This window comes from Prevotella herbatica (assembly GCF_017347605.1).
Taxonomy (GTDB): Bacteria; Bacteroidota; Bacteroidia; order Bacteroidales; family Bacteroidaceae; genus Prevotella; species Prevotella herbatica.
The window spans coordinates 260,221-276,242 of record NZ_AP024484.1 but is presented as its reverse complement, the minus strand read 5'-3'; the positions used below and the strand labels follow the sequence as shown (position 1 = coordinate 276,242).

General features: G+C 36.0%; 13 protein-coding genes and 4 tRNA genes. 12 read left to right on the top strand and 5 right to left on the bottom strand.

The window, feature by feature from the left end:
- Nucleotides 1-11: 11 nt before the first annotated feature.
- Entirely contained in the window at nt 12-2,573 is a 2,562-nt protein-coding gene (gene glgP, locus prwr041_RS01155; protein WP_207154510.1) for an alpha-glucan family phosphorylase, read from the top strand.
- Between the two features lie 120 nt (nt 2,574-2,693).
- Here glgP and prwr041_RS01150 read toward each other — a convergent pair whose 3' ends face one another.
- Together prwr041_RS01150 and prwr041_RS01145 are read right to left on the bottom strand one after the other, a co-directional pair.
- On the bottom strand, nt 2,694-3,632 hold the full coding sequence (locus prwr041_RS01150) for a ribose-phosphate pyrophosphokinase (protein WP_207154509.1): 939 nt from the start codon (nt 3,630-3,632) through the stop codon (nt 2,694-2,696).
- A 49-nt stretch (nt 3,633-3,681) separates the two neighbouring features.
- Entirely contained in the window at nt 3,682-4,290 is a 609-nt protein-coding gene (locus prwr041_RS01145) for a beta/alpha barrel domain-containing protein (protein ID WP_207154508.1), read from the bottom strand.
- A 105-nt stretch (nt 4,291-4,395) separates the two neighbouring features.
- Here prwr041_RS01145 and nspC point away from each other — a divergent pair, with 105 nt between their 5' ends.
- From nspC to prwr041_RS01100, 9 genes are all read left to right on the top strand, one after another.
- Nucleotides 4,396-5,556, top strand: a complete 1,161-nt coding sequence (nspC, locus tag prwr041_RS01140; protein WP_207154507.1) for a carboxynorspermidine decarboxylase — start codon at nt 4,396-4,398, stop codon at nt 5,554-5,556.
- A 111-nt stretch (nt 5,557-5,667) separates the two neighbouring features.
- Nucleotides 5,668-5,740 (top strand) — tRNA-Gly (locus prwr041_RS01135).
- Nucleotides 5,741-5,784: 44 nt separating this feature from the next.
- Nucleotides 5,785-5,866, top strand: a tRNA-Leu gene (locus tag prwr041_RS01130).
- Nucleotides 5,867-5,894: 28 nt separating this feature from the next.
- Nucleotides 5,895-5,981, top strand: a tRNA-Leu gene (locus prwr041_RS01125).
- A 24-nt stretch (nt 5,982-6,005) separates the two neighbouring features.
- Nucleotides 6,006-6,078, top strand: a tRNA-Gly gene (locus prwr041_RS01120).
- A gap of 31 nt (nt 6,079-6,109) precedes the next feature.
- A complete protein-coding gene (locus prwr041_RS01115; protein ID WP_207154506.1) occupies nt 6,110-6,655 on the top strand; it encodes a hypothetical protein in 546 nt (181 codons plus the stop codon).
- Between the two features lie 30 nt (nt 6,656-6,685).
- Nucleotides 6,686-7,144 (top strand): single-stranded DNA-binding protein, encoded by a 459-nt coding sequence (locus prwr041_RS01110; protein ID WP_207154505.1) that lies wholly within the window; start codon nt 6,686-6,688, stop codon nt 7,142-7,144.
- Between the two features lie 21 nt (nt 7,145-7,165).
- Nucleotides 7,166-8,482: a gliding motility-associated protein GldE gene (gene gldE / locus prwr041_RS01105; RefSeq protein WP_207154504.1), complete on the top strand. Its 1,317-nt coding sequence runs from the start codon at nt 7,166-7,168 to the stop codon at nt 8,480-8,482.
- 10 nt (nt 8,483-8,492) lie between these two features.
- Complete coding sequence (locus prwr041_RS01100) at nt 8,493-9,101, top strand: 4'-phosphopantetheinyl transferase family protein (RefSeq protein WP_207154503.1); 609 nt, start codon at nt 8,493-8,495, stop codon at nt 9,099-9,101.
- A 103-nt stretch (nt 9,102-9,204) separates the two neighbouring features.
- Here the strand turns inward: prwr041_RS01100 and prwr041_RS01095 are convergent, their stop codons facing one another.
- The 3 genes from prwr041_RS01095 to radA form a co-directional block, all read right to left on the bottom strand.
- Entirely contained in the window at nt 9,205-10,455 is a 1,251-nt protein-coding gene (locus prwr041_RS01095) for a phosphoglycerate kinase (protein ID WP_207154502.1), read from the bottom strand.
- A 170-nt stretch (nt 10,456-10,625) separates the two neighbouring features.
- Nucleotides 10,626-11,279 carry a 7-cyano-7-deazaguanine synthase QueC gene (queC, locus tag prwr041_RS01090; protein WP_207154501.1) on the bottom strand — a complete coding sequence of 218 codons (654 nt, stop codon included), beginning with the start codon at nt 11,277-11,279 and terminating at the stop codon, nt 10,626-10,628.
- Nucleotides 11,280-11,300: 21 nt separating this feature from the next.
- A complete protein-coding gene (gene radA / locus prwr041_RS01085) occupies nt 11,301-12,683 on the bottom strand; it encodes a DNA repair protein RadA (protein ID WP_207154500.1) in 1,383 nt (460 codons plus the stop codon).
- A 113-nt stretch (nt 12,684-12,796) separates the two neighbouring features.
- Here radA and prwr041_RS01080 point away from each other — a divergent pair, with 113 nt between their 5' ends.
- On the top strand, nt 12,797-13,723 hold the full coding sequence (locus prwr041_RS01080; RefSeq protein ID WP_207154499.1) for an ABC transporter substrate-binding protein: 927 nt from the start codon (nt 12,797-12,799) through the stop codon (nt 13,721-13,723).
- Nucleotides 13,716-16,019, top strand: a complete 2,304-nt coding sequence (locus prwr041_RS01075; protein WP_207154498.1) for a tetratricopeptide repeat protein — start codon at nt 13,716-13,718, stop codon at nt 16,017-16,019. The genes prwr041_RS01080 and prwr041_RS01075 overlap by 8 nt, the downstream gene beginning before the upstream one ends.
- The last annotated feature ends 3 nt before the right edge of the window (nt 16,020-16,022 follow it).

Genomic DNA, 16,022 nt, shown 5'->3' with positions numbered 1-16,022 from the left:
ATTTGAGATTTATGAAAATTAAAGCAGATTATGTTAACACTCCTCAATGGAAGGAGTTGACTGTGAAGTCTAGACTTCCAGAGCAGTTGAAGTGCCTTGATGAAATTGCACACAATATGTGGTGGGCATGGAATTATGAGGCTAGAAACCTGTTTAAAAGTCTTGACGCGAACATTTATGAGGAAGCTGTGTTAAATCCTGTTGTACTTCTTGAACGACTTAGTTATGAGCGTAAGGAAGCTATCGTTAAGGATAAGGCTATTATGAAGAAAGTTAAAGAAGTTTATGCTGACTTCCGTGCCTATATGGATGAAAAGCCTGATAGCAAGCGTCCTTCTGTAGCTTACTTCAGTATGGAATATGGTTTGAGCCAAGTATTAAAGATTTATTCAGGAGGACTTGGTATGTTAGCAGGTGATTACCTGAAAGAGGCTTCTGACAGCAATGTGAATCTTTGTGCGGTCGGTTTTCTTTATCGTTATGGTTACTTTACCCAGAGTTTAAGTATTGATGGTCAGCAAATTGCAAAATATGATGCACAGAACTTCAATTCTCTCCCAATTGAGCGACAGCTTGATGAGAATGGAAATCCTCTTATCGTAGATGTCCCATATACAAATTATTTAGTTCATGCTTATGTTTGGCGTGTTAATGTAGGTCGTATTAGTCTTTATCTTCTTGATACAGATAATGACATGAATTCAGAGTTTGATAAGCCAATTACACATTCATTATATGGTGGTGATTGGGAAAATCGTCTTAAACAAGAAATTTTATTGGGTATAGGTGGTATCCTAACGCTTAAGAAACTTGGTATAAAGAAAGATATCTATCATTGTAATGAAGGGCATGCTGCATTGTGTAATCTTCAACGTCTTTGTGATTATGTAGATTCTGGGCTGACATTCAATCAGTCTATTGAACTTGTTCGTTCATCTTCACTATACACTGTACATACCCCTGTTCCTGCAGGTCATGACTATTTTGAAGAGTCTCTTTTTGGAAAGTACATGGGAGGATATCCAGCAAAATTAGGCATATCTTGGGATGAATTTATTGGAATGGGACGTCAGAACCCTGATGATCATGGAGAGCGTTTCTGTATGTCTACATTTGCATGTAATACGTGTCAGGAAGTAAACGGTGTAAGTAAATTGCACGGTTGGGTTAGCCAGAAAATGTTTGCTCCATTGTGGAATGGATATTTCCCAGAAGAAAACCATGTTGGTTATGTTACTAATGGTGTACATTTCCCGACATGGACAGCAACTGAATGGCGCAAGATATATGATAAATATTTTGATCCAAACTTCATGAACGATCAAAGTAATGAAGAAATTTGGCACGGAATATATAATGTTTCAGACGATGAAATATGGAAAACACGTATGGCGCTAAAACAGAAGTTGGTTGATTATATACGTGAAAAGTTTACAGAGTCTTGGTTACGTAATCAGGGAGATCCTGCACGTGTAGTATCACTTTTACAGCGTATTAATCCAAATGCTTTGATGATAGGTTTTTGTCGTCGTTTTGCAACTTATAAGCGTGCTCATCTATTGTTTACAGATTTGGATCGCCTTTCTAAGTTGGTTAATGATCCAGAACATCCAGTTTTATTCTTCTTCTCAGGTAAGGCGCATCCTGCAGACGGTGCAGGTCAAGGACTTATTAAGAGAATATATGAGATAAGCCAGCGTCCAGAATTCCTAGGTAAAATTATATTCCTTGAGGATTATGACATGCAGTTAGCGCGTCGTCTAGTTTCTGGTGTTGATATTTGGATGAATACTCCAACACGTCCTCTTGAAGCTTCTGGTACATCTGGTGAGAAGGCCGAGATGAACGGTGTTGTAAACCTTTCTGTTCTTGACGGTTGGTGGGTTGAAGGATATCGTAAAGGCGCTGGTTGGGCTCTTCCTCAAAAACGTACTTATGAGAATCAGGCATACCAAGATCAACTTGATGCCGCTACAATATATAGTTTGTTTGAGAATGATATCATACCTCTTTATTACAATCATAATAAGAAGGGATATAGTGAAGACTGGATTAAGGTTGTGAAAAATTCAATCGCAACAATAGCACCTCATTATACAATGAAGCGCCAGTTGGATGATTATTACGAAAAGTTCTATATTAGACAATCTATTCGAGCAAAGAAACTTGCTGAGAATAACAACAGCCTTGCCAAGGAAATTGCACAATGGAAAGAAACTGTAGCAGAGCGTTGGGACTCAATCAATGTTGTCACTAAAGACACATCTTTGCTTGAAAATGGTGGTGAGACCGGTGTTAAGTATTCTGTAAAGTATGTAATTGATGAACAAGGACTTAATGATGCTATTGGCTTGGAGCTTGTTACATTGAAAAATGACAAGAGTAATGATGATCATCAGATATATGCCATACACCAATTCAAAATAGTAGGCCATGAAGGTAATAACTATACTTTTGAGGCCCAAGTTGAACCAGATCAGGCTGGCGCATTCCGCAGTTGTGTTCGTATGTATCCAAAGAATGTTAATCTGCCTCATCGTCAGGACTTCTGCTATGTAAAGTGGCTTGATTAATAAAATTAAATCAAATAAGTAAGGTCAGTATATATATATTGTTCTTACTTATTTTAGGATATAATAAAAAAGGTCGCATAGAATTTTCTATGCGACCTTTTAATATGTAATATATTAATTTTATACAATATATTGTGAAGATATACTCTTGTTGTCAACAACGCGACGTATAGTTTCTGCAAACATTTCTGCAACAGACAATTGCTTAACTTTAGCGCAACGGTTAGAATAAGGAATAGAATCAGTGAAAACAATTTCCTCAAGAGCTGAATTCTGAACACGTTCAGAAGCTGGACCACTCATAACGCAGTGAGAAGCACATGCGCGAACTGTCTTTGCACCAGCGTTTCTCATTATGTCGGCTGCCATTGTTATAGTACCAGCGGTATCAACCATATCATCAATGATGACAACATTTTTGTCTTTTACATCACCGATAATCTGCATGCTGGCAACAACATTAGCTCTTGCGCGAGTTTTATTACATAAAACGAGTGGGCAACCTAGATATTTAGCATATGTATTTGCGCGCTTGGAACCACCAACATCAGGAGAGGCAATAACCAAATCCTTGAGATGCAATCCCAGAAGATAGGGAAGAATTACTCCCGAAGCGTAAAGATGATCAACAGGAACATCAAAGAAGCCTTGAATTTGGTCTGCATGTAAATCCATTGTTATCAACCGATCAATTCCTGCAACTCTTAGTAAGTCGGCTACAAGTTTAGCACCGATGCTGACTCTTGGCTTGTCCTTACGATCCTGACGAGCCCATCCGAAATATGGAACCACAGCAATGATATGGCGTGCAGAAGCTCGCTTCGCAGCATCAATCATAAGGAGTAATTCCATTAAATTATCGGAATTTGGAAATGTACTTTGTACTAAAAATACGTCGCGTCCACGGATTGATTGTTCGTAAGATACGGCAAATTCTCCGTCAGAGAACTTCGTTACAACTAAGTTTCCTAACGGGCATCCCAAACTGGCACAAATCTTTTCAGCAAGATATCTTGTTTTTGTACCGGAGAAAACCAAAAAAGAGTTATTTTCACTCATTTCTATTAGCGTTTATATTGAATATATGTACTTTCTTTATGATTTAAAATCAGCCTACAGCTTTTCTCAATTTTTCAAAATGTAAGATTAGTTCTTTATAGTCTGTTTCGTTGTGTATATTAAATCGGTTCCAAAGATCACCACATATGACAACACCACCAAATCCTAAGTCCTTGGCATATTTAATGTTATCAATGCTCATACCTCCTAGTGCATAAACCTTCTTATCAATAAGTCCTTTTTTATATGCATCTACAAGTTGATCATTATTAAATGATGACTTTTCATCACTAAATTCAATACAATCAAAAATGTTCTTCAGAAAGACGTAATCTGATTTCTTCTTTATATCTCTTAGGTTTTCTAAGTTATCGCAAGTTTGACTAATTCTACCCTTATACCCCTTTGGAATTTCCAACTCAGGTGTATCAAGATGAATACCACCAAGTTTATATTCATTTTTTAGATAAAAGTGATCGTGAACAGTGATCTTACTATAGTATTCCTCAGGAATTAATGAAAGCAGCCTCTCTGCATATAGGGGAGACGAACCTGGTTTGTAAAGATGAAGGTTATCCAATCCCTCGTCGAAGAGTGAGACAAGAATTTTGTCTTCTTCCACAAAAAATGTGGATTTTGTCATTATAATCAGCTTCATTGCATTTCTTGTTTTCACGTGCAAAAGTATGAAAATTCTCTCAAATAAGCAATTATATCGTATTAAAAAGTTATCTTTGCATAATAAAAATAATTATAATCAATAATGAATATAGATATTACTGATTTTTCAGGCATCAATGAGCCTATATATATATTGGAAGAAAAGAAACTTCGTCATAATCTTAAGCTTATATCAAATGTTGCTAAAAATGCAGACGTAGAGATAATATTGGCGTTCAAGTCTTATGCTCTTTGGAAAACTTTTCCTATTTTCAGGGAATATATAAGTGCCACTACAGCCAGCTCTCTATCAGAAGCCAGATTGTCTTATGAAGTATTTGGAAACAAAGCTCATACTTTCTCTCCAGCTTACACTGATTATGAAATAGATGATATCGCAAAATGTTCTAGCCATTTGCAGTTTAATTCAATGACTCAATATGAGCGTTATCATGAGCGTGCCCGATCTGTTAACGGAAGTATCAGTTTCGGTCTACGTATAAATCCAGAATATTCAGAGGTTGATACATTACTTTATAATCCGTGTGCTCCAGGTACGCGTTTTGGAATTTCTGCAGATAAATTGCCGGAACATTTACCAGCTGATATAGATGGATTTCATTGTCATTGCCATTGTGAGAGTGGTGCCGATGTGTTTGAACGCACATTGGTTCATATAGAAAAAAAATTTTCAAAATGGTTCCCACAAATTAAATGGATTAATTTTGGCGGTGGACATCTTATGACACGTGATGATTATGATACTTCTTTACTTATTAAGACATTGAAAGAGTTTCATAATCGTTATCCGTGGTTGAAAATAATTCTCGAACCTGGTAGTGCTTTTGCTTGGCAGACAGGAGAATTAGTTTCACAAGTTGTGGATATAGTCGAAGATCATGATATCAAAACAGCTATATTAGATGTCAGCTTTACTTGTCATATGCCTGATTGTCTTGAAATGCCATATTTTCCAGTAGTGAGATTTGCCAATCATTGTGATGAAAATGCTTCATCACCCTTTATATATAGATTAGGTGGAAATTCTTGCTTGAGTGGTGATTTCATGAGCTTTTGGAAGTTTGATCATGAATTAAAGATTGGAGAGAATATCATTTTCGAAGATATGTTGCATTACACAACAGTAAAGACTAATACATTTAATGGTATATCCCATCCTTCTATAGGTATTATCCATCTTGATGGTAGTTTCGAGATTTTGCGTAAGTTTGATTATGAGGACTATAAAAATAGAATGGATTAATGTAAAGAATATGATTTGATGAAAAAAAAAACAAAAAAAATTTGCAAGTTTAAAAAAAAGCCTTACCTTTGCAACCGCATTTAGAGAAATGCTCCTAGTTAATAGGATAATGCGGAAATAGCTCAGTTGGTAGAGCACGACCTTGCCAAGGTCGGGGTCGCGGGTCCGAGTCCCGTTTTCCGCTCAACATTCTGAATAGAGCCAATAGGAAGGATTCTTCTTAAACCTGCCCAGGTGGCGGAATTGGTAGACGCGCACGTTTCAGGTGCGTGTGTTTTACGACGTGCAGGTTCGAGTCCTGTTCTGGGCACTATTTATTCAGAATGCATTACATTGTTGGAGAGGTGGCGGAATTGGTAGACGCGCTACTTTGAGGGGGTAGTGAAAATTGTTTCGTGGGAGTTCGAGTCTCCTCCTCTTCACCACGGTAATTGTTATTATTTTTCTCTGCGGAAATAGCTCAGTTGGTAGAGCACGACCTTGCCAAGGTCGGGGTCGCGGGTCCGAGTCCCGTTTTCCGCTCTTTTTTTTTCAAAGGGAAACATACAATTCAATGAACTTATATTTAAGATATTTTGATCAAGAAACATTAGTCTCTAATGTTGAAGAAGCTCTTGATTTTTTAGGTTCTATTCCTGAAATAGGTTTAAATCAGGACTTGGAAGCTGATATTCGTGACTATGTCGCTAGTGATGTTTTTTATCCCAAAAGGTACAAAGTACGCCAGCGTGTCTATTTCATTATTATAAAGACAACAGCACCAACAATGGCAGATTTTAAAGAGAAAAAGGCATTACGTCCAACCGTACCAGTTGTGGAAAAACATGATTTAGCCGCATCAGCAATGACACGTCTTACTGAGACTCAACCTGGTTGGTACGAAGGTGTTATTGATTTTAAGCGCGTGGTAATGATTCCTGCTACTGGTAAGCATGAGTATCGTGATACGCATTTCGTAGCACAGTGTAAGGCTAATTCTGGTCAGGACTGTTATACTCGTATTGTTGATTATCTGCGTGGAAGAGTGGATGGCAGATCACAATTCCCGTCAGCAAAAGGAAAGAGTTTCCATTTCAAGTATCTTGGAATGTGGAAATAAATAATATGTTATTTTAAATCATTTTGAAATATGAACAAGGTAATGCTTATAGGCTATGTCGGCAAGGATCCGGATGTAAGGTATTACGATGCGGATCAGGCTGTTGCACAATTTTCTTTGGCAACAACAGAACGTGGTTATGTTCTTCAAAATGGAACAAAAGTACCAGATCATACAGATTGGCATACTGTTTTAGCGTGGAGTGGTCTTGCTAAAATCGTTGAGAAATATGTTCATAAAGGTGACAGACTATATGTAGAAGGGCGTATAAGATATCGTAGCTATGATGATCATAAAGGACAGCGTAGATATGTTACAGAGGTTCTTGCTGAAAATATGGAACTGTTGTCTCCAAAGGTGAATGCTCAAGAAGCAGGAAATAGTGTGCCTACTGAATCTACGACTGGAAATAGTAATCAGAACATGAATGATAGTCAAAACGTTTCTGATGATTCTGATAATGAAGATAATTCTTCATTACCGTTTTAAATTAGATATAAACTTACAAAATTGGATATAACATTTTTTACTGAAGGATTGTCTGATATTAATTTTCAATCCCCATCGGTTGGAATATTATTTACTGCTGTGTTAACAGTAGTATTACTATTGTTATCTGGTTTTGCAAGTGGTTCGGAGATAGCTTTCTTCAGTCTAACTCCCACGGATATAGCATCACTTGACACAGAAAAAAGTTCAAAAGACAGAAATATTGAGATGTTGCGTAATGATAGTGAACGTACATTAGCTACAATCCTTATTACAAACAATTTTGTCAATGTCCTTATTATAATGCTTTGCAACTTGATATTTGATTCCTTATTCCAATTCGGTGCAAGAGCTTTTTGGTTTGAGTTTCTTAGCAAAACTGTTTTATTAACGTTCCTATTGTTGCTTTTCGGTGAAATAATGCCAAAAATATATAGTCGTCAGAATTCATTGAAATTCTGTCGAATGGCTGTTAATGCGATTTTGATATTAAGAAAGTTTTTCTGGCCTTTGGAATGGGTACTTATTGCTAGTGGATTTCTGGCGGAGAAAGTTGTCCAGAAGAAAAGCCGACAGTTGAGTGTAGATGATTTGGAACAAGCTTTAGAACTTACCGACAAGGATGATATAAAAGATGAGCAGAGTATGCTCAAAGGAATTATAAGATTTGGTGATGAAACTGCTAAAGAAGTAATGACGTCACGTCAAGATATTTTTGATTTAGACATTAAATGTTCTTATGACGAGGTGTTGAAATGTATTGTTGACAATAATTATAGTAGAATACCTATATATCAAGATAGTACTGATAATATAAGGGGAATTCTTTATATTAAGGATTTGTTGCCGCATTTGCAGAAATTGCCTAATTTTAGATGGCAAAGTCTGATACGTCCTCCGTATTTTGTTCCAGAAACAAAAAAAATAGATGATTTATTGCGAGAGTTTCAAGAAAACAAAGTACATATTGCTATTGTTGTTGATGAGTTTGGTGGAACTAGTGGACTGATAACTTTGGAAGATATTTTGGAAGAAATAGTAGGAGAGATTAATGATGAGTATGATAATGATGAGAATGCATATTCTAAATTAAATTACAATACATACATATTTGAAGGTAAGGTTTTACTTACCGATTTCTGTAAAATTCTTGATATTTCCGCTGACGAATTTTCTGAAGTGGAAGGTGATGCTGACTCTTTAGCTGGATTGTTGTTGGAGATAAAGGGTGATTTCTTGAGTATTCATGAAAAGATTGATTACAAGAATTATACATTTGAAATCCTTTCCATTGATGAACGTAGAATAAGTAAGGTTAAAGTCATCGTACATAAATAATCATATCAATATGCCTGTTGCTTATATTAAGGAAGTTGCTCCTGATGTAAAATTGGGATTATGGAAGATAGAAGAGGCTGCCTTGAAATTTTTGTCTGATTCTTTAGATATGAGGGAACTGTTTGATTCAGAAATATCTGCATATAAAAGTAATAGTCGAAGGCTGGAAAAACTTGCTGTGTACTCATTATTATGGAAAATGACAAACAGCAAAATAAGAATATCTCATAATGAAGCTGGAAAACCTATTGTTGACGGCTATAATATAAGTATAAGCCATACTCGTGGATATGCTTCTGTAATACTGTCGAAACTTAAAAATGTGGCAGTTGATATAGAATATTATACTGATAGGGTAGCCAGAATAGCAGATAAATTTATAAGAAAAGATGAAATAGCCCCAGATATAGATTCACAATTGATAAATTGGAGCGTTAAGGAAACTGTGTATAAATACTTTTCAGAACAAAGTCTTCAATATTTTGACATGAAGTTAATGCCTTTTGAAGAATTTGAAAATACAAAGCGAGTGTTCAACTTGAAAATGAATAGTTATCTAGATGTTTATTATGAACTAAATGATAAATATGTTCTCACATATACTTATCACAAAGACTGATGTAAAGTAATAGATTTGATAAATAGATTGAACTCTATTTCTATAATAGATAAAAAAAGGAGAACTGATAAAGTTCTCCTTTTATATTTATAAGTGATAATAATTATTCACCTTTTATTGCAGCAACACCAGGAAGTACTTTACCTTCAATAGCCTCAAGAAGAGCACCACCACCAGTAGAGATATAAGAAACCTGATCAGCAAGACCGAACTTGTTTACACAAGCAACAGAGTCACCACCACCAATAAGAGAGAATGCACCTTCTTTTGTTGCAGCGGCAACAGCTTCTGCTATAGCCTTAGAACCACCTGTGAAATTATCAAATTCAAATACGCCAGCAGGGCCATTCCAAAGAATAGTCTTAGAACCCTTTATAGCTTCAGCAAAAGCCTTACGTGTCTCAGGACCGGCATCCATACCTTCCCAACCTTCAGGGATTGCATTAGAAGCGCAAACTTTTTGATTAGCGTCGTTAGAGAAATCGTCAGCGATAATAGAATCAGAACCAAGAACAAGGTTTACGTTGTTTTCTTTAGCCTTCTTGATTATATCAAGTGCTATATCAAGTTTGTCATTCTCGCAGATACTTTTACCAATCTCGCCACCTTGAGCCTTAGCGAAAGTATATGTCATACCCCCACAAAGAACCAAGTTGTCAACCTTGCTAAGTAAGTTTTCTATAATGCCAATCTTTGTTGAAACCTTTGAACCACCCATGATGGCTGTGAAAGGACGCTGGATATTGTTAAGAACTGCATCAACAGCTTTAACCTCTTTCTCCATAAGGAAGCCCAACATCTTATGGTCTGCGTCAAAGTAGTCAGCGATGACAGCTGTAGAAGCATGTTTACGGTGAGCTGTACCAAATGCATCCATAACGTAGCAGTCAGCATAAGAAGCAAGTTTCTTTGCGAAATCTTTTTGACGACCTTTCATTTCTTTCTTAGCCTCGTCATACTCAGGAGTTCCCTTTTCAACACCAACTGGCTTGCCTTCCTCTTCAGGATAGTAACGAAGGTTCTCAAGAAGCAGTGCTTCGCCTGGCTTAAGAGCCTTAGCTTCTGCATCTGCATTACCACAATCCTTAGCAAACTTAACGTCTACACCAAGAACTGCAGAAACATTCTTAACGATCTGTGAAAGTGAAAGCTCTGGTTTAACTTTGCCTTTAGGCTTACCCATGTGGCTCATCATAATCAAAGCACCACCATCAGCAAGAACCTTCTTAAGAGTAGGAAGAGCACCGCGAATACGAGTGTCGTCTGTTACAATACCTTTTTCATCCAATGGAACATTAAAGTCCACGCGAACGATAGCTTTCTTACCTGCAAAGTTGAATTGTTCGATTGTCATTTTACGTTTATATTTTTAAGTTAAAAATTTATCTTATTTAATTTACGTATAATAGTGTAACCTATCTTATGCAAAGATAAGACTTTTAATTAAGAATAGGAAAGGATTTGTTGAGAATTAAAATTTTTTTGTACACTATAATCTTTAATGTAATATGGAGATTACATTTCTTAATCTTCATATTCTGTGGTGTCAACGATGCCTGCTTCAGCCAAAGCTTCTTTTCGTTCAACGCATGTCCCGCATTTCCCACAATGCTTTTCGCCGCCTTTGTAGCAACTCCATGTCTCGGCATAATCAATACCCAATTTTTTCCCTATTTTAGCAATTTCACCTTTAGTTATATTGGTATACGGAGCAATAACTCTTGCCTCTACATAGGTGCCAGTGCTAGCAGCTTTGTCTATCGCCTTGATGAATTCTGGTCTGCAATCAGGATATATAGTATGGTCACCAGCATGGTTGGCAATAAGAACATTCTTCAAATTGTGACTTTCGGCAACACCAACTGCTATAGAAAGCATAATACCGTTGCGAAATGGAACAACTGTTGATTTCATGTTCTCTGCCGCATAATGTCCTTCAGGAATTGCGTCAGAACCTTCAAGAAGAGAACTCTTGAAATATTGATGTATGAAATCAAGGTTAATGGTGATATGCTTGATACCCAGTCTCTCGCAATGCATTTTGGCATAAGGGATCTCCTTTAAATTATGGTTACTTCCATAATTAAAGCTAATTCCAAGTGCAATTTCGTCTTTCTTGTCATAGAGTAGTGTGATGCTGTCCATACCGCCACTTACTATTATTACAGAATCTTTCATACTTTTTATATATTAATGTTGTTATCCAAATAAAGCTCTCAGTGCTTCTTCAACCTTTCTTACAGGATGCAACTCAATTTTATATTTGTTATGTGCAAATCCTTTTAGATTATATTGAGGAATTATCATGTGCGTAAATCCTAATTTTTCCGCCTCTGCAACGCGTTGCTCTATTCTGTTAATAGGGCGCACCTCTCCGCTGAGTCCTACTTCTCCAGCCATACACCAGCCTGTTTCAATAGCAGTGTCTACATTACTTGATAGGACTGCAGCTATGATACTTAGGTCCATAGCTAAATCTGTTACTCGCAATCCTCCTGCAATATTTATGAAAACATCTTTTTGCATTAGCTTAAATCCTACTCGTTTTTCAAGTACGGCCAAAAGCATATTCAGACGCCTTTGATCAAAACCTGTTGCGGAGCGTTGCGGAGTGCCATAGGCGGCAGATGAAACTAGTGCCTGAGTTTCAACAAGGAATGGTCTTACTCCTTCTATTGCTGAAGATATAGCGATGCCCGAAAGTCCTTCGTGGTCTTGTGTGAGTAATAATTCAGACGGATTTGAAACTTGTCTTAGTCCGTCTTGTCGCATTTCGTATATGCCAAGTTCTGAAGTACTTCCAAATCTGTTTTTTATTGAACGTAATATTCTGTACATATAATGCTGATCACCCTCAAACTGTATTACTGTATCTACTATATGCTCCAATATTTTAGGTCCAGCAAGAGTTCCCTCTTTGTTTATATGTCCAATGAGGATGACCGGAATACCACTCGTCTTCGCAAATCTTAATAAGGCAGATGCGCATTCCCTTACCTGAGTTATGCTTCCAGGTGAACTATCTACGTCACTTGTATATATAGTCTGTATAGAATCAATAATCAGCAATTCAGGTTTAACATTTTTCACGCTGTCGAAGATACTTTCCAAAGATGTCTCGCAAAGTACCATTATATCATTATCACTTCCAATTCTGTCTGCTCTCATCTTAATTTGATGCGCACTTTCTTCGCCGCTGACGTAAAGGACTTTGCGCTCATTCATCTTCAATATTGTTTGCAGGGTCAGAGTACTTTTTCCAATACCAGGTTCACCGCCAAGCAATACGATACTTCCTGGTACAAGCCCTCCGCCAAGCACTCGATTTAACTCTTCGTCGTGCATATCAATTCGAGGCTCATCCTTAGCTGATATTTCGTTAAGATTTTGTGGCTTATTATTACGGTTTAATCCGCTAACTACAGCATTTGCTGCAGACTTTGCGGCAAAAGAACCAGAATCGCTAGAAATTCTTATTTCTTTGAACGTATTCCACTGTCCGCAGCTAGGGCATTTGCCTATCCACTTTGTTGATTCCTGTCCGCAGTTATCACATACGTATGCTATTTTATCTTTGGCCATTTTTCATTGCTTGTTATTTATCCACAAAAGTACTAAGATTTTTTTAGAGTTACAAAATTATTTATTACTTTTGCAAGATGTGCAACATGTTATAAATAATGTATATATAAATTATGAGATTATTAAAATTAAATATATTACTTCTTATATCCGTTTTATTCTTTACGTCTTGTGGTAAGTCTTATGATGAACAGAAAAGATTATCTACTGAGGAGCGTAAACGTCTACATACAGAAGATTCTTTAGCTTTAAAGATTGCAGTAATGCCGACATTAGACTGTATGCCAATTTATCTTCTGAAAGAAAAACAACTTTATGATTCATTGAAACTGGATATACGTACACGTTTTTTCAATGCACAGATGGATTGTGACACAGCAATAATCAACGGAAGGGTAGAAGGCCTTGTAAGTGATTTAGTTCGTACAGAAGGCTTGCGTAGACGTGGCGTTAAACTTAATTATCTGTCTTCAACAAATGCATATTGGCAGTTGTTTACTAATCGAACGGCGAGATTGAAACATTTAAACCAATTGGGCGATAAAAAAATTGCTATGACACGTTATTCTGTAACTGACTATCTTACAGACAGAAGCATGGATACTGTGAAAACAAAAGCAATGTTTTACAAGGTACAGATAAATAATGTGTTTATAAGATTGAACATGTTACTGAATAACGAAATTGATGCTTTATGGCTTGCTGAGCCACAAGCTACGGTAGCGAGAATTCATAATAATGTTATGTTGCGTGACAGTCGTGATTTTAAAATCAATTTCGGTGTACTTGCTTTTAGAACTGATTTGATTAAAGATAAACGCAGGAAAACTCAATTAAAAGAATTCACCAAAGCCTATAATCAGGCTTGTGACTCATTGAATGCTAAAGGTTTGTACCATTATAGCGCCATTCTGAAAAAGTATTTTAAAATTGATGAAGGAACAATTAAAGCATTGCCAAAACTAAAATATCGACATATTGCAGCTCCTACATTTTCTGACATCACTAAAGCTAACAACTATATAAAGTCTCATGAATAATTTTATAGCTCAATTAGAAACTGTTTTTTCTGCCATTATTGTTAAAAGAGATCTTTCTTCTGCATTAAAGAATCTTAAAGAGTTCTTTCAATTTATGAATATTACTCAATACGATGCTCGTGTGGAAGAGATTGAATCTGGATATAGTTTGATGAAAGATTATATGTCCAGAGGTTATAAAGATGAAATGCGCGAAAGTTTGTATGTTGATATGTTGCGTAAGCTTTATACAGTTGCTTTTGATTCTTCAAATGATATATTGATTTCTAATGGAAGTTATAATCATAGTTCATCAGAAAGATCTGGAATGATTAATCTTAATGAAGAAGATATCAGTGGGACATTTGAGAGATATGTTCAGGATTTAGCTATGGCTTCTCTTCAACCAGATAATGTTCAGCATGATATAGAAGAGAAAATTACTCATGAACATCAGATGTATTTGTCTGCGTTGTTTGATGCAATAATTGTATCTCCATATTGGAATGAAGGGATTTGTGAAAAAATGACTGCGACTCTTTTGAATCCACTGCTTGATGTTTCTGACGTATTGAATATTCTTAGTGGAATAACTTTAAGTTCGACACATCTTTTTGATTACTGGCGTTTTAAGACTTTACATAATGTCTTTTTGGCTAGTGTTGACGAAAATGTAAAGCAGCGTGCGTTCGTAGGGTGGGCATTTATGTTGAATACATTTGGAATCACATTATTTAAAGAGGCAAAAGAATTGTTTATCCATGCTTTGAATGCTACTACAGATTTGCGCCATCAACTGTATGAATTGCAATTACAGGTTATATATTGTTCTGATGCTGAGCAAGATAATGAAAATATACAGAAGAACATAATGCCTGATCTTTTGCGCAATGGGAATTTTAAGATTACTCGCTCTGGTATAGTTGAGACAGAAGAGGATTCTGTTGATGATATAATACATTCTGACGAGGCTGATAAGAAAATGGAACAGATGGAACAAAGCTTTAATAAAATGTTGGATATGCAGAAACAAGGTTCTGATATCTATTTCGGAGGCTTTTCTCAAATGAAGCGATTTCCATTTTTCTCTGTAATAAGTAATTGGTTTGCGCCATTCGATATTGATAGTCCTAATCTCTATGATGTTAAAGAAAAGTTGGGCAATATAAAATTGCTTGATTCATTATACAAAAGTAATTCTTTCTGTGATTCAGACAAGTATTCTTTTGCCTTTGCAATAGTTTCAATAATAGATCAGATTCCTGAGAATATGCGCGAAATGATGAATACAGCAGATTTCTTCGGTATGTCTGTTGATGATTCAAATACTCAATCTCCAATTTATATAAGGCGTAGATACCTTCAGGATCTTTATCGTTTTTTTAAGCTGAATCATCATAGATCAGATTTTGATAGTCCTTTTATAGACTCTATCGTTACTGATGATAAAATTATGCTACTTAGTGATTTTGTTAAATACGAAGAGTTTTCTAATGAAATTTTGTCTTTGTCTAAGTTTGCTCTCAAGCAGCATCGTTGGAATTTGTTAGATGTATTGCTTTCGCATTTTAAACTGACAGAGGATTTAGTAAAGCAAAAGTTGGATTGTGATAGTTTAAAATTGCACTATTACCTAATGGGAGCGTTGTTTATGCACAGACAGATGTATGATGATGCTTGTAAAGCATATAAGTCGCTATTAATTTTAGAAGCATCAGAAAAGTTAGGTATAGACAGATCTCAACTGAGTTTTGATTCAGTAACAGAATTCATTGATATTCCTGTAGATTGTGTAGATTTGGAAAGTTGCAAAGAAAGCGTATTAAAGTCTTATGCATTATCTGCATTAAGATCGGGTGATAATTCACTTGCAGCCAAATGTTATAAGATATTGTCAGGGAAAAATAGTTTATTCAAGTATAAATTATATAATGCTATAGCCTTGATAGGATCAGAAGATACAGATTCTGCTTTATCAATATTGTTTCCTCTAGACATAGAACGCGATGATGCAAACGTTAAAAGAACAATCGCATGGGCTTTATTAGTGAAAAAGGATTATGGAAAAGCCGAAACATATTATGATAAGCTATTGTTGTCTGAAAGTATTACATCGGATGATTACCTTAATGCTGGATATTGTAAATGGATTCTCAATAAGAATAGTGAAGCTGTAATATCGTTTAAGAATTGGCTGTCTACTAAAAAATCTGTGGATAGTATAAGCGATGCCTTTAATTCGGATAATAATATTTTAAAAGCTGCTGGGATATCTGATATTGATATAAAGTTAATGATCGATATAGTAAATGAATAAAAA